This is a genomic window from Chryseobacterium sp. CCNWLW53 (assembly GCF_037083525.1).
In the GTDB taxonomy this organism is placed as follows: Bacteria; Bacteroidota; Bacteroidia; order Flavobacteriales; family Weeksellaceae; genus Chryseobacterium; species Chryseobacterium lathyri.
On sequence record NZ_JBAOJR010000003.1, the window covers coordinates 155621 to 179742 of the forward strand.

Annotated in this window: 16 protein-coding genes; 12 read left to right on the plus strand and 4 right to left on the minus strand. The window is 38.0% G+C overall.

The genetic code is table 11. From position 1 onward, the window contains the following. Positions 1-30 precede the first annotated feature (30 nt). The 9 genes from V6R96_RS09750 to V6R96_RS09790 all read left to right on the plus strand — a co-directional run bounded on the left by V6R96_RS09750 (position 31) and on the right by V6R96_RS09790 (position 16016). Positions 31-696, plus strand: coding sequence for a succinate dehydrogenase cytochrome b subunit (locus V6R96_RS09750; RefSeq protein WP_111955452.1), 666 nt, complete (start codon positions 31-33; stop codon positions 694-696). A 15-nt stretch (positions 697-711) separates the two neighbouring features. Next, positions 712-2724 (plus strand): fumarate reductase/succinate dehydrogenase flavoprotein subunit, encoded by a 2013-nt coding sequence (locus V6R96_RS09755; RefSeq protein WP_111955450.1) that lies wholly within the window; start codon positions 712-714, stop codon positions 2722-2724. A 24-nt stretch (positions 2725-2748) separates the two neighbouring features. Next, complete coding sequence (locus tag V6R96_RS09760) at positions 2749-3516, plus strand: succinate dehydrogenase/fumarate reductase iron-sulfur subunit (protein ID WP_040997496.1); 768 nt, start codon at positions 2749-2751, stop codon at positions 3514-3516. Positions 3517-3831: 315 nt separating this feature from the next. Continuing rightward, positions 3832-5352: a TlpA disulfide reductase family protein gene (locus tag V6R96_RS09765; protein WP_223560343.1), complete on the plus strand. Its 1521-nt coding sequence runs from the start codon at positions 3832-3834 to the stop codon at positions 5350-5352. Positions 5353-5516: 164 nt separating this feature from the next. Continuing rightward, on the plus strand, positions 5517-6923 hold the full coding sequence (gene rlmD / locus V6R96_RS09770) for a 23S rRNA (uracil(1939)-C(5))-methyltransferase RlmD (RefSeq protein WP_336379053.1): 1407 nt from the start codon (positions 5517-5519) through the stop codon (positions 6921-6923). Positions 6924-7002: 79 nt separating this feature from the next. Then, positions 7003-7479 carry a DUF6452 family protein gene (locus V6R96_RS09775; protein ID WP_336379052.1) on the plus strand — a complete coding sequence of 159 codons (477 nt, stop codon included), beginning with the start codon at positions 7003-7005 and terminating at the stop codon, positions 7477-7479. After that, positions 7445-8113 carry a DUF6048 family protein gene (locus V6R96_RS09780; protein WP_336379051.1) on the plus strand — a complete coding sequence of 223 codons (669 nt, stop codon included), beginning with the start codon at positions 7445-7447 and terminating at the stop codon, positions 8111-8113. Before V6R96_RS09775 ends, V6R96_RS09780 begins: the two co-directional genes overlap by 35 nt. Positions 8114-8386: 273 nt before the next feature. After that, complete coding sequence (locus V6R96_RS09785; RefSeq protein ID WP_336379050.1) at positions 8387-11332, plus strand: reprolysin-like metallopeptidase; 2946 nt, start codon at positions 8387-8389, stop codon at positions 11330-11332. A 292-nt stretch (positions 11333-11624) separates the two neighbouring features. After that, on the plus strand, positions 11625-16016 hold the full coding sequence (locus V6R96_RS09790; protein WP_336379049.1) for a GEVED domain-containing protein: 4392 nt from the start codon (positions 11625-11627) through the stop codon (positions 16014-16016). Between the two features lie 120 nt (positions 16017-16136). On the opposite strand, the gene coaE is transcribed toward V6R96_RS09790, so the two are convergent. The 4 genes from coaE to ruvB are packed head-to-tail and all read right to left on the minus strand — an operon-like array spanning position 16137 to position 19297. Further along, the gene (coaE, locus tag V6R96_RS09795) at positions 16137-16766 is read right to left on the minus strand and encodes a dephospho-CoA kinase (RefSeq protein WP_111955438.1); all 630 of its coding nucleotides are present in this window, start codon (positions 16764-16766) and stop codon (positions 16137-16139) included. Between the two features lie 9 nt (positions 16767-16775). Further along, the gene (locus V6R96_RS09800) at positions 16776-17642 is read right to left on the minus strand and encodes an MBL fold metallo-hydrolase (RefSeq protein ID WP_223560327.1); all 867 of its coding nucleotides are present in this window, start codon (positions 17640-17642) and stop codon (positions 16776-16778) included. A gap of 14 nt (positions 17643-17656) precedes the next feature. Next, positions 17657-18268 carry an FMN-binding negative transcriptional regulator gene (locus tag V6R96_RS09805; RefSeq protein ID WP_336379048.1) on the minus strand — a complete coding sequence of 204 codons (612 nt, stop codon included), beginning with the start codon at positions 18266-18268 and terminating at the stop codon, positions 17657-17659. Positions 18269-18274: 6 nt separating this feature from the next. Next, entirely contained in the window at positions 18275-19297 is a 1023-nt protein-coding gene (gene ruvB, locus V6R96_RS09810) for a Holliday junction branch migration DNA helicase RuvB (RefSeq protein WP_111955432.1), read from the minus strand. 226 nt (positions 19298-19523) lie between these two features. Between ruvB and hutI the strand changes: the two genes are divergently transcribed. The 3 genes from hutI (at position 19524) to V6R96_RS09825 (ending at position 24106) form a co-directional block, all read left to right on the plus strand. Then, on the plus strand, positions 19524-20750 hold the full coding sequence (hutI, locus tag V6R96_RS09815) for an imidazolonepropionase (protein ID WP_336379047.1): 1227 nt from the start codon (positions 19524-19526) through the stop codon (positions 20748-20750). 3 nt (positions 20751-20753) lie between these two features. Then, positions 20754-21851: a DUF695 domain-containing protein gene (locus V6R96_RS09820; RefSeq protein ID WP_336379046.1), complete on the plus strand. Its 1098-nt coding sequence runs from the start codon at positions 20754-20756 to the stop codon at positions 21849-21851. A 242-nt stretch (positions 21852-22093) separates the two neighbouring features. Further along, entirely contained in the window at positions 22094-24106 is a 2013-nt protein-coding gene (locus V6R96_RS09825; RefSeq protein ID WP_336379045.1) for a BCCT family transporter, read from the plus strand. The last annotated feature ends 16 nt before the right edge of the window (positions 24107-24122 follow it).

Below are 24122 nucleotides of genomic sequence, written 5' to 3' on the forward strand. Positions count from 1 at the left end.
ATTTTGTGGGAAATTCAAATTTAAACTTATATGGCAGGTTTAACGAGTTCTACGATAGGTAGAAAATATGCGATGGCATTATCAGCTCTATTTTTGCTGATCTTTCTTATACTGCATTTGACGACCAATTTGTTATCAGTCCTGAATCGTGATGCGTTCAATACAGCATCTGATTTTATGGGCTATAATCCTTTTGTGCAGTTCTTAATGCAGCCTATTCTTGGTTTTGCGGTTTTTTTCCATTTCATTATGGGATTTGTACTGGAGATTAAGAATAGAAATGCGCGTCCTGTAAAGTACGCAGCAAACAATCCTTCTGTGAACTCATCATGGATGTCCAGAAATATGATTATTTCCGGAGCAGTGGTGTTGGCTTTCTTAGCGCTTCACTTTTACGATTTTTGGTGGCATGAGATCGATTACAAGTATGTGGAAGGGATTGCTCCTGATGCAGAACGTTTCTGGCCGGAACTTCACGAGAAGTTTGCGGATATCTGGAGAGTAGCTTTGTATGTAATTGCTTTTGTATTACTGGGATTACACCTTGCACACGGTTTCCAGTCTTCATTCCAGTCAATTGGGGCGAGACATCCAAAATATACTCCGGTAATCAAGGCTTTCGGAAAATGGTATTCAATCCTTATTCCTGCAGGGTTTATTTTTATCGCAATTTTTCACTTTGTAACTCAATCATAATATCAGTATAATAGTATGAGTAAATTAGATTCAAAAATTCCGGCAGGTCCTTTAAAGGATAAATGGAAAAATCATAAAGACCATATGAACCTTGTTGCACCAAACAACAGAGATAAGATTGATATTATTGTTGTTGGAACAGGTTTGGCAGGTGGTTCTGCAGCTGCTACTTTAGCAGAGCAGGGATATAACGTAAAAGCGTTCTGCTACCAGGATTCTCCAAGAAGAGCACACTCAATTGCTGCACAAGGAGGTATCAATGCTGCTAAAAACTATCAGGGTGATGGTGACTCTACATACAGATTATTCTATGACACCATCAAAGGTGGTGACTATAGAGCAAGAGAGGCCAACGTTTACAGATTAGCTGAAGTTTCTGCCAATATTATCGACCAATGCGTCTCTCAGGGTGTTCCTTTTGGTAGAGATTACGGCGGTCAGTTAGATAACCGTTCATTTGGTGGGGTTCAGGTAAAAAGAACTTTCTACGCAAAAGGACAAACTGGTCAACAGTTATTATTAGGTGCCTATTCTTCGATGAGCCGTCAGATTGGTAAAGGAAGAATTAAAATGTACAACCGTCATGAAATGATGGAATTGGTAATTGTAGACGGAAAAGCAAGAGGAATCATCGCAAGAAACCTGGTAACAGGTGAAATCGAAAGACATTCTGCTCACGCGGTTGTTATTGCATCAGGAGGTTACGGAAACGTATATTTCCTTTCTACAAATGCAATGGGATCGAACGTTTCTGCGGCTTGGAAAATCCATAAAAAAGGAGCGTACTTCGCAAACCCTTGTTATGTACAGATTCACCCGACTTGTATTCCGGTTCATGGAACACAGCAGTCTAAACTGACTTTGATGTCAGAATCATTAAGAAACTCAGGAAGAATCTGGGTTCCTAAGAAAATTGAAGATTCTGTAGCGATCAGAGAAGGAAAGCTTAGACCTGAAAATATTAAAGAAGAAGATAGAGATTATTATTTAGAAAGAAGATATCCTGCATTCGGAAACTTAGTGCCTAGAGACGTTGCGTCGAGAGCTGGTAAAGAAAGATGTGATGCTGGTTACGGAATCGAAAATAATGATACTAAAGAAGGTGTTTACTTAGATTTCTCTACAGAGATTATTAAAAAGGGTAAAGAAGCCGCTATCGAAAAACATATCCATAATCCTACAGATCAGCAGATCTATGATTTAGGAAAAGCTTGGATTGAGGAAAAATACGGTAACTTATTCGTGATGTACGAAAAAATTACGGCTGATGATCCTTACAAAACACCAATGAAGATCTATCCTGCAGTTCACTACACAATGGGTGGTGTTTGGGTAGATTACAACCTGCAGTCTACCATTCCTGGGTGTTTCGTAATCGGTGAAGCCAATTTCTCAGATCACGGAGCTAACAGATTGGGAGCTTCTGCTTTGATGCAGGGGTTAGCAGACGGATATTTCGTTCTTCCTTACACGATTGCAGATTACCTTTCAGCGGACATCAGAACGGGAGCAATTCCTACAACTTCTGGTGAATTCGATCAGGCTGAAAAAGAAATTAAAGACAAAGTAAATTTCTTCTTAAATAATAAAGGAACTCACTCAGTAGATCATTTCCACAAAAAATTAGGACATATCATGTGGAATAAAGTAGGAATGGGAAGAACTCCTGAAGGTTTGAGAGAAGCTATTGCTGAAATTGCTCAGGTGAAAAAAGAATTCTGGAGCGATGTGAAAGTTCCTGGTGATGCAGATGGAATGAACACTGAGCTTGAAAAAGCTTTCAGAGTGGCAGATTTCATCGAATTAGGACAACTAATGGCCATCGATGCATTACATAGAAACGAATCTTGTGGTGGACATTTCAGAGAAGACCATGCTACTCCTGAAGGTGAAGCTGAAAGAGATGATGTTAACTTCAAATACGTAGCAGCTTGGGAATATCAAACTGATGATATCACAACGGAAGTGCTGCATAAAGAAGATCTGATCTATGAAAACATTGAAGTTAAAGCAAGAAGTTACAAATAATCTCCAACCTATAAATACATAATTATGAGTGCAAAAAAAGGCCTTCATCTTACCCTAAAAATTTGGAGACAAAAAAATAGCAAAACTAAAGGTCAGTTTGAGACCTACAAGATATCAGATGTTTCTACAGATTCCTCATTCTTAGAAATGCTGGACATTCTGAACGAAAATCTTATTAACGAAGGAAAAGAGCCAATTGCTTTCGATCACGACTGTCGTGAAGGGATCTGCGGAATGTGTTCCCTTTATATCAACGGTAGAGCGCATGGTCCGGATACAGGGATCACGACTTGCCAGCTTCACATGAGAATGTTCAAAGACGGTGAAACCATCGTTATTGAACCTTGGAGAAGTGCAGCTTTCCCGGTTATCAAAGATTTAATGGTGGACAGAAGTGCATTCGACAGAGTAATGGCTGCCGGAGGATTCATTTCTGTGAACACTTCAGGTAATACATTAGATGCCAATGCTATTCCGGTTCCTAAAGAAGATGCAGACAAAGCAATGGATGCTGCAGCATGTATCGGATGCGGTGCGTGTGTGGCTACTTGTAAAAACGGATCTGCAATGCTATTCGTTGGAGCTAAGGTTTCTCAGTTTGCTTTACTTCCTCAAGGTAGAGTGGAAGCCAAAAGAAGAGTTCTGAACATGGTGAAAGCTATGGATGAAGAAGGATTTGGAAACTGTTCGAATACTGGAGCTTGCGAAGTTGAATGTCCGAAAGGAATTTCTCTTGAAAACATCGCCAGAATGAACAGAGAATATATGGCTGCTATGGTAGATCAGGGGTAAAACCTATTCAAATACATAAAAAATCGTCTTCATTATGGAGGCGATTTTTTTATACCTGTAATTTAGCTGTTAAAATTTGTTAAGGTGTTGATCAGATAAGATATTCTTTAATTTAATAAGTCTATATTTGGTGAGCACTTGGATGTGTAAGAAAAGAATTGCATTTTTTGAGACTCTTTTCTGGTGAAGAAGTTTATAGAACGGATAGGCCTTAAAGTCCCTATTTTACAGGTTCTCATAAAATTTTCAAAAAAAATAAATAGTGTTAATTAACAAGCCGTAAAAAACGTATTTTTGCGTAATATTAAAATCGAAATGAAAAAATATCTTTTATTGTTTATCATCACAGCTTTTGTGATGTCTTGTTCAAAAAAAGTTGAAGTTAAAGGAAAAATAACCGGAAGTTCACCACTCGAAAGAATTGAATTTGTTGAAGCTTCTGGTGTGGCAACACTTCCACTTGTCAATATTGGTTTAGATAAAAATGGAAACTTTACAGGAAGCTTCGAAGCTCCTAAAGATGGGATGTACGTAATCAACTATGCAGGAAGACAAAACCTGATCTATCTTGAGGGCGGACAGAACCTGAATATTTCCGGAAATGCAATGACCTTTCCAAATGAGTTCGTTGTTACAGGAGATGCTAAGAAAAATAATGATTTCCTTCAGGCCAGCCAAAAGTTCTTGGGTGAGTATGGAAGCAAAATCAATATCCAGCAGTTAATGTCCGGAGACGAAAAAACATTCTTAAAAGGAGCTCAGAAAATTGAAGCCGACATCAATAAAAATGTAGAAGAGCTTGCTCAGAAAAATAATCCAAGCAAAGGAATCTTGGAATGGAAAAAGAATGATGTGAAAGTAACTATCCTTAACCTTCTTGCCAACTATGAAATGTCACAGCGCCAGATGTCAGGAAATCCATCATTTAAAGTATCAAAAGCATTCCAGGATTACGAAACAAAACTGGAAGGTAATAAAGATGTAATGGTGAAGACTATTCCATTATACAGACAGTACCTTCTTGTAAAAATGAGCCCTGACTTTCAGAAATATGCCGAAGCAAAAACCAAAGGAAAAACAGATATGATTACTTCTGAAGTATTTGCACAGTTTCTGAAAGACAGAAAAGAAGTTTCACAAACTGCTAAAGATTACCTATTGGCGTTCGTGGTGGCTCAGGATATTCATCCGGGTGCTCCTGCAAAAAATACTGAAAAGGTTAAAAAAATCATTGATACAGATATTACAGACGCAGGTATCAAGGCAGATTTAGTTAAAATGCAGTTGGCAATCAATGGACTTAAAGTAGGAGAGGCTGCTCCGGAAGCATCACTGGTAAAAGCAGACGGAAAATCTTACCAGCTTTCTGAAAATAAAGGAAAACCATACATGCTGTTCTTCTATGCATCTTGGAATCCTTACATCAGCGAAGCTACAGTTCCTGTATTGAAAGAAGTTGTAAATTTCTATAAATCTAAAATGAACTTTGTTTTTGTAAATGTAGATGATACCAAAGATCAGTTTGTAAAAACCAGCAGTTCATTGTTAAAAGGAATTCCGGGAGCAAATGTGTACGGAGAAAAAGGATTAGAATCAGATATTGCTAAAAAATATGGCGTTTACGGATTTAAACTGCCTTGCTTTGTGATCGTGGATAAAGACGGTAAAATTGCAAGCAGATCTTTTGTGAACCTTGGTGAACAGGAAGTAGTAACAATCCTGGATAAACTTACAGGTCTTTCTGCACCTAAAGTACAGCCTAATATTCAGATGCAGCCGGGAGCGATGGATCCTTCAGCACAGCCTGTAAATCCTCAGCCTGCCCCAACAAAATAATAAACTTTTATATAGATGGAAACCTTATCTTCGGATAAGGTTTTTTTTATTGTATTTTTGCGGAATCAAACCGGAAGATTGTTTTCGGTGTATTAGAAAATAGAAATAAAATTTAGGATGAGTCGGAGGGTTCGTCCGACCATAAAAGAAATTGAGTTTTAGGGATGAGAAAGAAGAAAGATATAATTCTTGAAAATATTAAACTGTTTGGTGCAGGTGCAAAAGGCGTGGCCATAGGGAAAACCGAAGAAGGAAAAACCGTACTGATTTCCGGAGCAGTTCCCGGAGATGTGGTTAATGCCAGAGTAAAAAAATCCAAATCCAAATACTATGAGGCAGAAACCATAGAAATAGTGGAAAAATCGCCATTCAGAGTAGATCCCAAATGTATTCATTTTGGAACATGTGGTGGATGCAAATGGCAGAACATGAGCTACGAAAAACAGCTCAATTTCAAACAGGAAGAGGTTTATAATAATATTAAAAGAATCGGTGGGATTGATGATTTTGAAACCGTTCCGATCTTAGGCGCCGAAGAACAGTATTTCTACAGAAATAAAATGGAGTTTTCCTTTTCCAATGCGAGATGGCTTACCCCATACGAAATAAGCTCTGAAGAGAATTTTGGGAGTAAAGACGCCTTGGGTTTCCATATTCCCGGAATGTGGAGCAAGATCCTGGACCTGAAAGAATGTTTCCTGCAGGAAGATCCCTCCAATGCTATACGTTTAGCTGTAAAAAACTATGGTGTAGACAATGGGTTGGATTTCTTTGATGTCAGAAATCAGGAAGGGTTTTTGAGAACTTTAATGATGAGACAGAACTCTAAAGGCGAATGGATGGTACTATTCCAGCTTTACAGAGAAGAAAAAGAAAACAGAGAAAAGCTTTTCCAGTTCTTGCTGGAGAAATTCCCACAGATCAAAACATTGGTTTACGCTATCAATCCGAAGCAGAATGATTCTATTTACGATCTGGATATCAATATTTATTTCGGAGAAGGCTTCCTGATGGAAGAAATGGATGGACTGAAGTTTAAAATTGGCCCAAAATCATTCTTTCAGACCAATTACAAACAGGCTTTGGAGCTTTACAGAAAAACATTGGAATTTGCTGATTTAAAAGGTGATGAAGTAGTATATGACCTTTATACAGGAACAGGAACTATTGCCCAGTATGTTGCCAGAAATGCAAAACAGGTTATAGGGATAGAATCTGTTCAGGAAGCCATTGATGCAGCCATTGAACATGCTGAATTAAATGGTCTTACCAACACAACATTCTATTGTGGAGATATGAAAAATGTCTTTAACGATGAATTCTTAGAAAATCATCCGAAAGCAGATGTACTGATTACCGATCCGCCAAGAGACGGAATGCACCAGAAAGTGGTAGAGCAGATATTGAAACTTGCTCCGGAAAAAGTAGTCTATGTAAGCTGTAACTCAGCAACACAGGCAAGAGATCTTGCCCTGATGAAAGAACATTATACGTTGGTGAAAATTCTGCCGGTAGATATGTTCCCGCAAACCCACCACGTGGAAAATATAGCATTGCTGATTAAAAAATAAATTTATTTAAATTTGAATTTCAAATCTTAATATGAAACGTAAGTTCCATCTGATCAAAATAAAAAATCAAAATATGCAGATGAAATATTTTAAATTTCTCGTCATGATCTGTTTCGTTGGAATGCTTTTTTCCTGTGGAGGAGATGACGATATCTGCGAAAGTGGTGAAGGGACACCCAGAATAAAAGTAGCATTCAAATCTCTGGCATCCGGAAAAGCAACTACTTTGGATTCATTATATGTAGCCGTAGATTACGGGGCTGGGAAAGTACAGCTGGGGAAAGCTGAGAAAATAGATTCAAGACTTATCCCGTTAAGAGTAGATGATTCACCTTATACAGATGTTTATTTCAGGCTTGAGGATAAAGGGGTAGAGTCTCACGTTCGCGTTAATTATACAACGAAGAGTACATACGTTTCGCCAGGATGTGGGATCAAGAAAACGTACGATAATTTAAGCTCAGAATTAATACAATCAAATCCTGTACAACAGCTCGAAGCAGGACAAAACCAAATTGAGAATGAAGACAAGACTAATCTTTTCCTTCTTTTTTAGCATAATAGGAATAACCGGGTTCGCCCAGGAAAAAAAAGAAACCCAGGAAGCCAAAAAAGTTCAGGAGAAATACAAACCTAATTTTATGGTAGGTTTTGATGTTCTTAATACAGGTATTTCCTTTTTCTCGGATAGAATGCTTTACCAGGGCTTTATTTCATCAAAAGTGAAAGGAAATGTTCATGCCATTGCAGAAGCCGGTTTTGAGAAAAATGTATATCAAAAAAACGGTTACGATGCCAAGGCAAACGGCCCCTTTGTAAAGCTTGGTGCTTTTTATATGCTGGCAAAAGATCTTGAAAATGAATTCAATGGTTTTTATGCAGGAGGTAAAATAGGAGGTGCGTTCTACAATCAGGAGTATATGGCTGTTCCGGTCCGTGGATTTGGGGGCAGCACTTCGTCTGTGGCATTTCCATCTTCGTCACAAACCTCTGCCTGGGTAGAAGGAACTTTAGGAGGAAGGGTACAGCTGTTTGAATCCAATTTTTATATAGATATTAATCTTCAGCCAAGATATTTAGTATATACTTCCAAACAGGATGATATTACGCCGATGATTGTTCCCGGATTTGGTAAAAGTTCAGCTAAGTTCAACATGGGCTTTGCCTGGAATATTGCCTATAAATTTTAAAATATAACAGGTTTATTAATGTTTGTAAAGCCCTTGTATAAATGATAATTTTGAAAATATTGAATTTATATAAAAGTGGAGTAAATTAGTTATAATTCCTATAGAATCATAAAAAGCATTAGAAATATTTCTAGTGCTTTTTTTATTCTGTTTTTCTGTTTTTATACCTTATGTCTTAAATAAATTTTGAAAAAAAATAAAATAAATTAATTATTTTTTGGTTTATTTGTTAATGTATGGTTATTTTTGAGAAATTTAAAAATAATCTTTTTTATGAAAAAAATCATTACTGCTTTATTTTGTAGCTTGATAGGAGGGTCTGCTTTGGCACAGTGGACGCCCACTAGCTATGAGAGAGGAAAAGAAAAGTTCTCTCTGGTACGTAATTATTATAAGTTAGATCTTAATAAGATTAAGGAACAACTTAAAAGCGCTCAGGAGACAGGTCCAAATGCAAAACCTGTTGAAATTTCTTTACCAACACTGAATGGCAAAATTGAAAAATTTGCAGTATACAGCTCCCCGGTTGTTGTACAATCACTAGCTGATAAATATCAACTGGGATCTTATGTGGGAGTTGGAATTAATGATCCTTCTAAATATCTGAGATTCTCTTTATCAAACAATGACTTCCAGTCGATGATTATAAAAGACGGAAATTATGAGTTTATAGAGCCGCAAAATGCAGATAAAACTGTATATGGGGTTCATCCTAAGACAAAACCAACAGCAGGAAAGAGCTTTGTTTGTAGTACTGAAGAGGGCCCAGCTGCTGTAAACCAAATCAACCAGATGTATGAAAATGGTAAAACATTTACCAATCAGCCAACTGATTTCTCAAAAATGTCTGATAAGAAGTACAGAACTATGAGGCTGGTAATGTCAGTGACCGGTGAGTATACTGCTTTTCACGGAGGAACTGTTGCTGGTGCACTTACAGCTATTAATGCAACATTAACGAGAGTGAATGGTGTGTTTGAAAAAGATTTTGCACTACATCTGATTTTACAGGAATTTCCGAATGTAATTTATACTGATGCGGCTACGGACCCTTATTCGGCAGCATCAACTGGAGCAGGTGGAGCCTGGAATTTGGAATTACAGCAAACATTAACAGCAAACGTAGGAAATGCTGCCTATGATATCGGACACTTATTCGGAGCTTCCGGTGGTGGTGGTAATGCAGGTTGTATTGGTTGCGTTTGTGTAAACCCTGCAACAAATACTACTAAAGCTAAAGGTTCAGGATATACGTCACCTGCAGATGGTATTCCTCAAGGTGATAATTTCGATATTGATTATGTAGCTCACGAGATGGGTCATCAATTAGGAGCTAACCATACATTCTCTCATGCTCTTGAAGGGTCTGGCGTAAATGTTGAGCCAGGGTCAGGATCCACCATTATGGGATATGCAGGTATTACAGGGGCAAATACAGATGTTCAGCTACACTCTGATGCCTATTTCCATATTGCAAGTATCAAGCAGGTTCAGGCAAATCTGATTAATAAAACTTGTGATATAGAAACGTCAATTGCAAACAATGCACCGGTAATTGCTGCCTTACCTACATACAACATTCCTAAAGGAACTGCATTCGTATTAACAGCTTCAGCTACAGATGCGGAAAACAATCCTATGACTTATACATGGGAACAAGTTGATAATGCAACTACTACAATTAATAAAACTAATTTGGGAACTACCACTGCTGGGGCTTCATTCAGGTCTTTAGCACCAACAACAAACCCAACAAGATATTTCCCTAAATTATCTTCCGTATTAGCAGGAGTTTTAAATAACTCAAATAATGGATGGGAGTCGGTTTCTATGGTTCCTAGAAATAGTAAATATGCTGTAACGGTAAGAGATAATAATCCTGATCCTGCTCAACAGCAAACTCAGTTTGCTGAACAAACTATTGTTGTAGGTAATGACGGACCGTTTAAAATCAATACTCAATATGCCGCATCTAATGCAGCTACTACAGTTGAATGGGATGTAGCAAATACTACAGCTGCGCCGTACAGTGTAGCAAATGTGAAAATTGATTACACTACAGATCCTAATGGTGCAACGTGGACAACATTATTGGCTACTACTGCTAATGATGGCTCCGAAAGTATAACTTTCCCTTCTTCATTGAACGGACAGACAATTAAATTAAGAATCTCTTCTATCGGGAATGTATTCTATGCCATTAAATCTGTTTTGGTTACTACTTTTGCTGCATGTGACGGCTCTGCTCCAACTGGAGTCGCTGTTAGTAATGTGACGACAAGTAGTGCGAGTGTAAGCTGGGCTCCTATTACTGGCGCAACCTATATTGTCCGTTATAAAAAAGTATCAGAAGCTACTTGGCAACAAATTACTACGCCAAGCAGCAATATAACATTACCGAATCTTACTGATGGTACGGCTTATGAAGTTCAGGTAGCTGCTGTTTGTTCAGGAACTCCTGGAGCTTATTCTGCTTCTTCAAACTTTACAACACCTGGGCTTACTTATTGTACAGTATCTTCTGATGATGACACTGACGATCATATTGCAAACGTTACCCTGGCAAACTTAAATAATACTTCTTCTGCTAGTTTATACACAGATTATTCTACCAATCCTGCATTACAGGTAAACTTAGTAGCAGGTACTCAATATACTCTGTCAGTTGGAAAAGGATGGTTAAGCGGAACTGGACCATATTCTGGGGCAACTTCAGCCTGGATCGACTTTAATAGAAATGGAAATTTTGAAGATTCAGAAAGAATTCTGACTTCTACAACCACTACTGCAAGTCCTGTTACGGCTATGTTCACGGTGCCTGCAACCGCAGTTACAGGTTTAGGCCTTAGAATGCGTGTGGGAATGTTGTATACCACCACTGCTAATCAATATATTGGAAATGCTTGTGGCGCATATGGCACCTATGGAGAGTTTGAAGATTATAATGTTGTAGTTACAGCTGCTTTAGGAACAAAAGACATTGCTAATCCTCAGGACGGAATTCAATTATATCCTAACCCTGCAAGCGACATTCTGAATGTAACTAAAGTTTCAGATAAAGCGGCCTATAAAATTTACAATACTGCCGGTCAGCTGGTAGGAAATGGAAATATTAATGACGGAAAGATCAATGTTTCATCTCTTGTGAAAGGCGGATACATCATCACGATTGATGAAAAAGGAAAAGATCAGTTCAGATCCAAATTTATCAAGAAATAACAGTAATTAATAATAATATAAAATCCTCAGGCTCTCCTGAGGATTTTGTATTTTAATGTATAGAATGTGTTATTATTGTGAAATTTTTACAAAAAAATATTTGAATGAATACATTAATAGTGAAAAAATTATTAGATTTGTGTAATTATTAAAATATGAGCGTATGAATTAAAAAACTATTTTTTTCAATACAGATTATCTGTAGAATGGATGTTCAAGAATCCATTTGAACACCAACAAATACGAAATACTATACTTATTACTATTGTTATTATAACTAAATTTAAAAAATATGAGTGGATTTTTACTCTGTAAAATGAGCAGGCCCTTTAGGGTGCTCATAACATTGCTTTGTATGGTCTTCGGACTGTTTTCACAGGCACAAACAATTACTATTGGTGCAGGAACAGCTACTCAGAGATATCCTTTGGGAGTTTACTATGGATATCAAAGAGATGCGTCACTTTATACTGCAGCAGAAATCAATCTGCCTGCTGGCGGAAGTGTAATGTCAGTGGCATGGAATGCAACAACAGCTACAAGTGCAGCTACTCCGGTAAAGGTTTATTTGAAATCTGTTCCAGCTGCAACAACTACTCTTACATCACAAGACTGGCCTACAGCAACTGCCGGAGCCAGCTTAGTGTATACCGGAACGATCAATAATATAACTACAGGATGGAATACAATCACCCTGCAAAGCCCTTTTTATTATAACGGGACAGAAAATCTAGTGGTGTTAGTCGAGGTAAGCTATGGTGGTACCGGGACAGGAAGTACAAGTGGAAGTGCTTTTACTTACTCTAATGCTGCATCGAGACATATGTATATCGAAGAAGATAATTCAGCTTCAGCAACAGCTACTGGAACAATTACCTCCAACAGACCCAATGTTCAGTTGACTTTTGGAGCTGCTCCTTCGTGTTTGCCTCCTTCCGGATTAACGTTAGGAACAGTAACACCAACGAGTGCGGCAATCAGCTGGACTGCTCCTTCATCTGTGCCTGCAGGAGGTTATGATGTATATTACAGTACATCTGCTACAGCACCAACATCTGCAACCGTACCTTCACAGACAGTTACTACAGGAACAAGTGTAACACTTTCTCCATTGACGGCCAATACTGCTTATTATGTTTGGGTAAGATCAAAATGCAGTGGAACGAATCAGAGTACATGGATAGGACCTGTGAATGTGTTTACAGGATATTGTACACCTACGGGAGGTTCCAGCTCAACTTCGTATTATCTGAAAACGATAACCACAACAGGAGGAATTACCAATTTAAATTATTCAGCTAATTCCTATACGGCATATGTTAATAATTCAGCCACAGTTTTTTCAGGGTTACCAACCAATACGATAACCATGAATTTGAACAGTGGAACCAGCACTTATAATTATTATGTTTGGGTTGACTGGAATAATAACATGAGTTTTAATGATCCGGGTGAAACCATTCTGGCAACTCCTGGTTATGTTACAAACGGAACAGCAACAATTGTCATCCCTGGAACACAGGCACCTGGTAATTACAGAGTAAGAACATCGACATCCTTTATTGGAGCCAATACTTCATGTGGACCTGCAGCATGGGGTAATTTTGTTGACTTTACATTAAATGTTATCGCTTTACAACCATGTACTACTTCGCCTCCAAGTAATATTGCAGTGTCCAATATTACACCGACTACAGCTCTTGTGAGCTGGATGCCTTCAATAGGTGCTACTTATGTACTGAGATATAAAGCTGTAACTGCACCAACGTGGAATACAGTAAATATTACCACTCCTCTTGCGAGCAGTTATACAATAAACAACCTTACGGAGCAAACGCAGTATGAAGTTCAGATTGCTACAATCTGTGGCGGAACACAAGGACCGTTCTCTACAAGCACTACCTTTACGACTCCTGCTATTTCTTATTGTAGTTCCAATTCTACAAGTACCACTATTGATGGTTATATCAGTAAAGTTGTTGTAACTCCGAATGCTGCAATACCAATGACCAGTACTTCAGATTTCAGTAATTATACAGATTATACTACAGATCCTGCAAGACTTATTACTTTAGTAAGAGGTTTAGGAGCTAATACTGTTACTATTGAAAAAACCTGGCCAGGAACACAATGGTCATTCGGAACAGGAGTATGGATTGACTTTAACAGAAACGGGGTTTTTGAAACTTTTGAACAGGTATTGAATTCACCAAGTAATACTACAACTCCTGTTACTGCAACTTTCAGCGTACCGAACGTTGCTGGGGGAGTGTATACGGGAAATCTGAATACACGTATGCGTGTAGCATTAAGAGAAAGCGCTACAGCAGCTCCTTGTGGAACTTTCACCTGGGGGGAAGTAGAAGATTATGCAGTGAAACTGATTGATCAGCCTGCTTGTACTACTGCGCCGCCTACAAATATCACCGTTACAAACCTTACAGCTTCTACAGCTACGGTTTATTGGATGGGTGCTGCGAATGCTACTTACACCATTAGATGGAAGTTAGCTACTGCTGGAACATTTACAATCCCACCTGTAACTTTGGCACCGGGAGTAAATAATTATACTATTCCTGGGCTTGCTGAGCAGACTAAATACGATGTACAGGTTTCTACTACATGTGGAGGTTCTACAGGACCATATTCTACAACAGTACAGTTTACAACACCGCCGCTTTCATACTGTCCGATGACAGGTACAGGAACTAACGACCACATTTCAAATGTAACCGTTACATCTTCCAACCCTGGAGTTCCGGTGATGAGCAATACTACTGTACAGAATAACTATACAAGCTATACAACACCTGCAACATTAATCACTCTTGATGCAGGATCTGCAAATAATAAAATCTCTATAGCAAAGGGATGGACAGGTTCAACGAGTAATGATGCAGTATCTGTTTGGATAGACTACAACAGAAACGGAGTTTTTGAAACTTCAGAACAGATCTTAAATACAGCAGCGAATACTGCAACTCCTGTTACTGCAACCTTTGCTGTTCCGGGAGCAGCTTATACAGGTCCGCTTACAACCACAATGAGAGTCGTGCTTAAACGTACCAGTGCTCCAGTATTGTGTCAGAATGCAGTCAATGGAGAGGTTGAAGATTATGCGGTAAGAATCAGACCATGTAGTAATGGTATACCTAACCAGCCTGGAATTACAGCGACTCATAATTCTGCTACACTTACTTTCTCAGGAGTACCGAATACCGTTACTTATCTTGTAAGATATAGAACTCAGGGACCTCCTCCAGGAGCGTGGACAGAAGTATATGCTTCAACATTGCTAAATAATATTCCACTTGTATTGAACGGTTTAACTCCGGCTACAATCTATGAAGTGCAGGTAGCTGCTGTTTGTGGAGATGTTGCAGGTACATTTACACCGATCAAAACATTCGTAACAAGATGTGATCCTACGCCTCCGAATGTTACAGTAAGCAATATTACAACTAACTCCGCACTGATTACTTGGGCACCGCTTGCAGCGAGCTCTACGTATACATTGGAATGGAGAAAAGTAGGAGCTCCTACCTGGAATCAGGTTCCTAACATTGCTCCTCCTACCAATACTTATTTATTAGGAGGTTTAGATCCGTATACAAAATATGAAGTAAGAGTTGCAAATAAATGTGTTGGAGAAAATACTCTTAACCCGTACTCAAATCCGAAAGTATTTACTACGGAAAGAACATGTGAGCTTCCTCCTCCAGGATTAACTATAACTCAGCTTACTCCTACATCGGCTGAAGTTACATGGGAAGGTTTCCCTGGGGCAACTTATGTTCTGAGATATAGAAAAGTAGGTATTCCGAGCTGGACAAATGTTCCTTTAACAACGAATACTTATACTATAACAGGATTACTGGAAGAAACGAAATATGAAATGCAGGTTGTAAACATTTGTAGCGGTACGCCGGGTACATACACACCTCCATACTATTTCACAACACCTACAGTGACGTACTGCCAGATGAGTTCTCAAAATGCTGTTAATGAACATATTTCCAAAGTTACGGTAGTTCCAAATGGAAGACCTAAAATGGAAAATGCTTCAGGACCTTCTAGCTATACAAATTATACAGGAGTACCTGATACATTCATAGAAATGGTTCAGGGATCTACAGGAAATCAGATCACGATTGAGAAAAAATGGAACGGAACAAACCATGATGAAGGAATCGCAGTATGGATAGATTTCAACAGAAACGGATACTTTGATCTTGATGAGAGAGTATTTACATCACCTCCGAACACTACAAGTCCTGTTACAGGAACATTCAACGTACCTGTAGATGCTTATATAAGCATGACGAATTATAAGTATGTAGTAATGAGAGTGGCAATGATGAGAGACGGAATTCCTGTGAACTGTACTAATTTTGCAAATGGTGAGGTAGAGGATTACTCAGTAAGAATCTCTAAACCGGGAGTACCAAACTCTCTTAACCAGACCGAGATCATGATTTACCCTAACCCGGTAAGCTCAGTATTGTATGTGAAGAATATCAGCAAAAAAGCTAAATATAAGATCTACAATTCTGCAGGACAGGTTATCGCTGACGGTATTCTGCTTAACAACCAGATCAACGTTGGTAAATTGATCAATGGTATTTATGTAATAGATATCGATGACAATGGCGTAACGGTTCAAAAGAAATTTATTAAAGAATAATATTTAAATTTCAAATACAAATAAGCCCTCAGAAATGAGGGCTTATTTATTGTTGAAAGTTTTTCGTTTAGAAAATCTATATTGAAAAACCTCGTTAGAATTTTTCTAACGAGGTTTTTTTTATTCAATAGCAAAGATGATCTGTTCGGTCTGTTCCTTAAGATCTTCTAGGTTGGTATTATTATAGATAATGCAGTCTGCAAGTTTTATCTTATCCTTTTCAGGCATTTGCTTTTCCATGACAGATTCTACTTCTCGGTAGGTTTTTCCATCCCTGTCCATTACTCTTTTGGCTCTGATATTATCTTCAGCAGTAACCAGTAGAGATTTATAACATTGTCGGTTCAGCTTTAATTCGAATAATAAGGCCGTCTCTTTAAAGACCAAATACTTTGTCTGTTTTTTAAGCCATTCTTCAAAATCAATACGTACCGCAGGATGAATAATCTCATTTAACTCGTGAAGCAGTTCCTTATTACTGAAAACCTTTTCTGCAACAAATTTTCTGTCATACAGTCCGTTCGCATCATAAGCTTCATTGCCTAGTAAATCTATTATTTTTACCTTTAAATCCTCACTTTCATTCACAATGGCTTTCGCCCTGTCATCGGAATAATAAACAGGAAATCCAAAGTCTTCTATAAAATGAGCTACAGTAGTCTTTCCTGAACCTATACCACCGGTAAGTCCGATCACCTTGGGTGCCGGTTCCGGTTCTGCTTTCTGTGTTTCTGAATGTAAATCTTCCATAATCAAAAATTAATATCCAAAAACATCATTAAAACTGTGAATCTCGTCTAATCTTACCCCTTTTTCAGTCATTTTAAGACTTGCCAGTTCATTGTGGGCATCATGTTCAAAGAACAGAAGATATTCATTGTCTACACACTGTTTCAGGAATTTTCCTTTCTCTTCCAATGTCAGAAGAGGTCTTGTATCATATCCCATTACATAAACCTGGTTAATATGTCCTGCAGTAGGAATAAGATCCGCAGCAAAAACAATTGTTTTTTCCTGATATTGAATCACCGGAAGCATCTGTTTTTCTGTATGTCCGTCTACAAATATCACATCCATTTTTAAGTCTGGAGCAAAACCGTAATTTCCCGTTGTAGGAAGAGGCAAAAAGTTAAGCTGTCCGCTTTCCTGCATTGGAAGGATATTCTCTTTCAGAAAGCTGGCTTTTTCTCTTGCATTAGGTTCTGTAGCCCATTGCCAGTGGTTTTCGTTCGTCCAGAACTGAGCGTTTTTAAAAGCTGGTCTGTATCCCGTTCGGTCATCATTCCATTCAATAGCACCTCCGCAATGATCAAAGTGAAGGTGAGTAAGGAATACATCCGTAATATCCTCTTTTACAAAACCGAATTTCTTTAAATTCTTATCAAGATTATCATCTCCCCAAAGCGAATAATGCCCGAAGAATTTATCATCTTGTTTATTTCCGAGACCGCAGTCTACAAGAATCAGTTTCTTGCCGTCTTCTATAAGCAGGGAACGCGTTCCCAGTTCAATCAGGTTTCTTTCGTCTGCAGGATTGGTTTTTTCCCACAGACTCTTTGGGACGACTCCAAACATGGCACCGCCGTCCAGTTTAAATTTTCCACATTGTATTGGATATAGCTTCATATATATTTTGATTATTATTTCTTTATTAATTTCATTTTCTCAGCAATTTTTCTTCCATTCTCATCCGAATTTTCAAGCTCAGAGATAATGTTCTGATAATCATGATCTTTTCTGTTCTGAGAAAGCTTTTGCTTGATGAATATTTCTGTTGGGATTATTTTCAGCCCGAAAGCACCTTTCATTTCTTTTTCCACAAATTCCCTTCCCATATCTTTTACCATGACAGGACACTTCTGGAAATTTTCATATTTTGAAGTTAATTTATCAAGATGCTTATAAAGTTCGTCATGATTCATAAGCTGTACTTTCCCATACACCTGAACAGCTTCATAATTCCAGGTCGAAACATTGAGATGATCATACCAGCTGCTCGAAATATAAGTATGGGCTCCCAGAAAATCGCAAAGGACTTCATCCCCGTCCTTTAATGTTTTTGCCTGAGGATTGGCTCTGGAAATATGAGTTTCCACATAGACATTCTCAGGATCATTATCATTAAGCATCATCATGGAATGGGTAGCTCTTATTTTTTCAACGGAGGAAATAAGCAGGGCAAATGCATTGTCTCTGATGATTTCTTTCATCAGATCAAGATCTTCACTTCTGTATAATTTTGGAATAAACATAGACTGTTAAAATAATTCTCCCGGATTTTTTGGACGGGATATTTTTAAATGCTGATAAGCTTTGTCGGTAACTTCTCTTCCCCTTGGTGTTCTGATGATAAATCCTTCCTGAATCAGAAAAGGCTCATACACCTCTTCCAGGGTCTCAGGGTTTTCAGCAATTGAGGTAGCAAGGGCGGAAATCCCTACCGGTTTTCCTTTGAAGTTTTCAATCATGACCCGCATGATCTTATTATCCATTTCATCCAGGCCAAACTCATCAACATTAAGAGAATTCAATGCATACTTTGTGATATTGATCTCAATTTCTCCGTTTCCTTTGATCTCGGCAAAATCACGTACTCTTCTTAGCAAAGCATTGGCAATCCTTGGTGTTCCGCGGCTTCTTCTGGCAATTTCTATCGCTGCATCTTCATAAATCTTACTTCCCAAAACCCTTGAGCTTCGCTGAATGATCATCGATAAAAGCTCAACCGAATAATATTCAAGCCTGCTTTGAATCCCGAACCTTGCCAGCATTGGCTTTGTAAGCATTCCGCTTCTTGTGGTTGCTCCTACCAGCGTGAAAGGATTCAGACTGATCTGGACACTTCTCGCATTAGGACCGCTTTCCAGCATAATATCTATCTTATAATCCTCCATGGCAGAATACAGATATTCTTCCACAACAGGCGATAGCCGGTGGATCTCATCAATAAAAAGAACATCGTTTTCTTCCAGATTCGTCAGCAGGCCGGCTAAACTTCCCGGCTTATCCAAAACAGGACCAGAAGTAATCTTACAGTTAACACCAAGCTCATTGGCAATAATATTGGCTAAAGTTGTTTTACCCAGACCCGGCGGACCATGCAGAAGAACATGATCAAGAGCACCACCACGTCTTTTGGCAGCACTGACAAAAACTTCCAGGTTTTCCAAAGTTTTTCTCTGTCCGGCAAAATCCTTAAAACTCTGCGGACGGATCTGCTCCTCCTGCATAAGTTCTTCATGTGAGTAGTTTTCCTTATCTGGATGTAAAAAGTCTGGCATTAATTCATTTCATTTACTTCAAAGATAGGAAATTTAGACTAAGGTTGAGGTTTAGATTGAGAAAATTCAGGGATTCAAAAAGGAGAGTTGTAAGGCAGAGGTAAAGGCAAAGATAACTACAATAGCTGAGGTTGAAGCCAATTTGAATTTAGTATATTGAGATATTTTAAGTATTTTTGAGAAGAAAATTTAATTGCAAACAAGCTGTAGCTTTAATCTTAAACAAATGAAATTAATAGGACCTTTCAAGCAGATCATTACGTTGGCAGACCTTCCGTTAAGAGGAAAAATATCTGATGAGCAAATGGATATTATTACAGACGGAGGAATTTTGGTTGATAATGGCTTGATTAAGAAAGTTGGGAACTTTAAGATGCTAAAGACTGAAAATCCGGATACAGAAACGGAATCTATTGAAGGAGAGCAGATTGCTCTTCCCGGATTTGTAGATTCCCATACCCACATCTGTTTCGGTGGAAACCGCGCCAATGACTTTGCCATGCGTAATGCAGGAAAAACCTATCTTGAAATAGCAGAAAGCGGCGGGGGAATCTGGAGCTCCGTACAGCACACGAGAAATGCTTCAGAAGAAGAATTATTAAAAACATTGGTAGAAAGGATCAGTTTTTTAGTTTCATTAGGAATTACGACCATTGAAATAAAAAGTGGCTATGGATTAGATATGGAAAATGAACTGAAAATGCTCAGAATCATTAAAAAAGCACAGGGACAGACAAAAGCCAGACTGGTTCCTACATGTCTTTCTGCTCATTTGAAGCCCAGAGATTTTGACGGAACCAATCAGGAATATTTAGAATATATTCTTACAGAGATTTTGCCAAAAGTAAAAGAAGAAGAACTAGCACAGCGTGTAGATATATTTATAGAAAAATCTGCATTTCAGCCTGAAGAAAGTAAAGATTTCCTTCTTAAAACTAAAGATTTAGGTTTTGATATAACGGTTCATGCAGACCAGTTTACACCAGGAAGTTCAAGGATCGCAGTAGAAGTAGGAGCAAAATCTGCAGATCATCTGGAAGCCACCATTGATGAAGATATTGAGTTTTTAGCACAGTCGAATACTGTTGCTACTGCATTGCCGGGAGCAAGCTTAGGATTAGGTGAAAAATTTACTCCGGCCAGAAAATTACTGGATGCCGGAGCTATTGTAGCCATTGCCAGCGACTGGAATCCGGGATCTGCACCGATGGGAAACTTAATTACCCAAGCTTCTATTTTGGCTACATTTGAAAAATTAACAACTGCTGAAGTGTTAGCGGGAATAACATTCCGTGCTGCTTATGCATTAGGTCTTGAAGATATAGGAAAACTGGAAACGGGTAAAAAAGCAGATTTTGTAACGTTTAAAACCGATAATTTTCAGAACGTTCTTTACAATCAGGGAAGCCTGAATGCAGAACATGTGTATATCAGCGGAACTCAAATTCAATAGAAAATGGGTATTTTTGATAAGATCTTAGGCAAAAAACAGCCGGAGAAAGAAACCAAAACCTATAAGGACTTTTGGGACTGGTTTTTAATAAAAGAGAAAACTTTTTTTGAAGTTGTAAAAGGCAGAGAACATATTGAAGAACAGTTTTTTGATATCATATCTCCTGAACTTACTAAGATAAATGACGGTTACTATTTCCTCTCAGGAATGTGTGATGAAGATACAGCCGAACTTATCATTACGGTAGAAGGTGATGTAAAAAAAATAATTTTTGCAGAAGAACTTATTGCCGCTGCTCCTAAGATTGATCATTGGAAATTTACAGCCCTCAAACCCGAAACGAATATTGAAAATATTGGATTGAGAATGGGGGACCTAGAATTTACAAAAAACAATATCTATTTTTACTCCAATGAAATACAAGGTTATCCGGATGAGATTGATCTGGCGTTTGTTTATGAAAACTTAAACGAAGAAAACAGACAATCGGCCACGACGGGAATCTGTATTTTTCTGGATAATTTCCTGGGCGAGTTGAATTTTGCCACCCAAATTGATACTTTCAGCATTATAGGTAAAAGTGAAGCGGAGCAGGAACTTATTCCCATAGAAAAACTAAAAGAATTTCTTCTGTGGAGAGAAAGAGAATTTACAGAAAAGTATAAAGACCGGCAGGTTTTGGAAAGTGAAGATCAGTTTTCTCTTCTTGAAGCCACTCTGGAAAACGGAATGCCGCTTATGGCCACAGTCAATGCTTCTCTGTTAAAATATGATGCAAAAGCCTCTTATCCGTGGATTTCTGCCCTGAAAATTTCTTACGATGGAAAGAACAATAATGGTTTTCCGGAAGAAACGGATTACAATACAATGAATGTCATTGAAGACTATGCAATAGAACTTCTTGGCCAAAAAGATGGTCATTTGTATATCGGCAGGGAAACCGCAGACAATTCCAAAAGCATTTACTTTGCAAGCAAGGACTTCAGGCAGCCTTCTAAAGTTTTTGATCGGATCATAAAAGACAATCCTCAGTATAAAATTTCACTTGAAATTTATAAAGATAAGTACTGGCAGAGCTTTGAACACTACAATGTAAATTAAAGAAGATACATTTTTTTTACAAGGCAAATTAGGCGGAATACAGCCTCAGACTTTTATTTTTTATTTAAGTTTTCTTATATTGTGACCCCATTACTGTTGATTCATTGTATAAAACAGTAATTTTCTATAGTTCTTAAGTACACTCCTTGATAAGGAAAATAACGCAGTCATATTATTCTTTGAGTACTTCTGCCAGGGCTATGCCAGGTGTCTGTCAATATTAATACGAAAAAATAAACTTGATGAAATTTGAAAATCTAAAGTCTACTTTCAACAAAGGTGTTACTATTCCAAGTCTCATTTTTATTATCGGAACATGTTTTCTTTCGGCTCTTTATCCTAAGCCGACGGAAAATATTTTAAACGAGATTAAACAATTTATATTTATTAATCTGAACTGGGTGTATGTATGGGCGGTCACTCTGTTTGTGATTTTTTTAGTTTACCTGCTGTTCAGTAAATATGCGAATATAAAGCTGGGAGCTAACGACAGCAAACCTGAATACTCCTTTTTCTCATGGATCTCAATGCTGTTTGCAGCAGGAATGGGAATCGGGCTGATTTATTTTAGTGTGGCAGAACCTATGCAGCATTATTCTTCCGAAGTTTTTGCCGATAATCATTACGTTAGCAGAGCCAAGCAGGCACAATTGTATACCTTTTTTCACTGGGGAGTTCATGCCTGGGCTATTTACGGAGTGGTAGGACTTTCTTTATCGTACTTTGCTTACCGGTACAGGCTGCCGCTTTCATTACGAAGCTGTTTTTATCCATTGCTGAAAGATAAGATTAATGGTAAATGGGGGAATGCAATTGATGTATTTGCATTATGCTGTACTTTCTTCGGATTGACTACTACTTTAGGATTTGGAGTGGTACAGATCAGTTCAGGATTAAATATACTTCATATTACCGCGGAAAACAGTTTTACCAATCAGGTGATTATTGTGATCAGTCTTATTACTCTTTCTGTATTTTCAGCGATTAGCGGAGTGGATAAAGGGGTAAAGATTTTAAGCAATATCAATGTAATGAGCGTCATTGTACTCTTACTTTTTGTACTGATATTGGGCCCGACGGTATATCTGATAGGAAGTTTTACAGATGGATTGGGAAACTATATCAATAATTTTTTCAATCTTACTTTCAATACCCATGTTTACGAAAAAAATGCATTGCCATGGTTCTATGACTGGACTATTTTATATTGGGCATGGTGGATTTCATGGTCGCCTTATGTAGGATTATTTATCGCCCGGATTTCCAAGGGAAGAACCATCAGAGAATTTATTCTGGCAGTTTTAGTACTTCCTACATTATTCAATTTTATCTGGATGTCTGTGTTTGGAAACAGTGCTATCTGGTTTGATTTAAATATTGCAAATGGAAAATTGAGTCAACTGGCGTCCGATCCTGATGCATTGATGTTCCGGTTTTTAGAATATATGCCCTTATCAACACTGACCGGGTTTTTCGTTATTGCCATCATTATTATTTTCTTTGTGACCTCCGCCGATTCGGGAATATTTGTGATGAACAGTATCGCTACCAAAAATGCTAAAAAATCTCCCAAATGGCAGATTGTATTCTGGGGTATTTTGCTCGCTGTACTTTCCCTTTTGTTATTAAACGCCGGGGGATTAAAAGCACTTCAAAGTATGACTTTAATTACGGCATTACCCTTTTCAGTCATCATACTTTTATTTATAGTAAGCTTGATGAAAGGGCTTATCATTGATCAGAAATATTATGATACCAATTTTTCTGCTTCTACCGTTCCCTGGTCAGGCGAGTTTTGGAAAGAGCGTTTAAAAAATATTGTTTCCTTTAAAGATAACTCTTCGGTAGATCATTTTATTCAGATCAAAACAAAAGAAGCCTTTACAGATCTGCAGCAGGAATTTGCAGCGAACGGAATTGAAGCCAAAATAAATCATTATGAAAATCCTGCCAGAATAGAAATAGAGATTCACCAGGGAATCGTCAATAATTTTATTTATGGAATTGAAAATAGAGTGAAAACTGTTTCGGAATACATGATCAATGAAGAAAACCTTCCCGATCTCGAAGATAAGAAAACCCATTATCCGAGATCCTATTTCGGAGACGGAAGAGAAGGATATGATGTGCAATACTTTACAAAGAATGAACTGATTTCTGATGTACTCAAGCATTATGAACGATTCCTGGAAATTGTTTCAGAAGAGCGAAATGAAATGTTCATAAGCAGTAACGCCAATCAAAAAAAAAAATAATTTAAGATCAGCATAT

Excerpts from the sequence above, each read along its gene's own strand:
- V6R96_RS09820 (WP_336379046.1), top strand. The coding sequence starts at position 20,754 with ATGGGTATTTTTGATAAGATCTTAGGCAAAAAACAGCCGGAGAAAGAA.
- V6R96_RS09785 (WP_336379050.1), top strand. The coding sequence starts at position 8,387 with ATGAAAAAAATCATTACTGCTTTATTTTGTAGCTTGATAGGAGGGTCT.
- V6R96_RS09805 (WP_336379048.1), bottom strand. The coding sequence starts at position 18,268 with ATGTTTATTCCAAAATTATACAGAAGTGAAGATCTTGATCTGATGAAA.
- rlmD (WP_336379053.1), top strand. The coding sequence starts at position 5,517 with ATGAGAAAGAAGAAAGATATAATTCTTGAAAATATTAAACTGTTTGGT.
- V6R96_RS09790 (WP_336379049.1), top strand. The coding sequence starts at position 11,625 with ATGAGTGGATTTTTACTCTGTAAAATGAGCAGGCCCTTTAGGGTGCTC.
- V6R96_RS09750 (WP_111955452.1), top strand. The coding sequence starts at position 31 with ATGGCAGGTTTAACGAGTTCTACGATAGGTAGAAAATATGCGATGGCA.
- V6R96_RS09775 (WP_336379052.1), top strand. The coding sequence starts at position 7,003 with ATGAAATATTTTAAATTTCTCGTCATGATCTGTTTCGTTGGAATGCTT.
- V6R96_RS09765 (WP_223560343.1), top strand. The coding sequence starts at position 3,832 with ATGAAAAAATATCTTTTATTGTTTATCATCACAGCTTTTGTGATGTCT.
- hutI (WP_336379047.1), top strand. The coding sequence starts at position 19,524 with ATGAAATTAATAGGACCTTTCAAGCAGATCATTACGTTGGCAGACCTT.
- V6R96_RS09780 (WP_336379051.1), top strand. The coding sequence starts at position 7,445 with ATGAAGACAAGACTAATCTTTTCCTTCTTTTTTAGCATAATAGGAATA.
- V6R96_RS09800 (WP_223560327.1), bottom strand. The coding sequence starts at position 17,642 with ATGAAGCTATATCCAATACAATGTGGAAAATTTAAACTGGACGGCGGT.
- V6R96_RS09760 (WP_040997496.1), top strand. The coding sequence starts at position 2,749 with ATGAGTGCAAAAAAAGGCCTTCATCTTACCCTAAAAATTTGGAGACAA.
- V6R96_RS09755 (WP_111955450.1), top strand. The coding sequence starts at position 712 with ATGAGTAAATTAGATTCAAAAATTCCGGCAGGTCCTTTAAAGGATAAA.
- V6R96_RS09825 (WP_336379045.1), top strand. The coding sequence starts at position 22,094 with ATGAAATTTGAAAATCTAAAGTCTACTTTCAACAAAGGTGTTACTATT.
- ruvB (WP_111955432.1), bottom strand. The coding sequence starts at position 19,297 with ATGCCAGACTTTTTACATCCAGATAAGGAAAACTACTCACATGAAGAA.
- coaE (WP_111955438.1), bottom strand. The coding sequence starts at position 16,766 with ATGGAAGATTTACATTCAGAAACACAGAAAGCAGAACCGGAACCGGCA.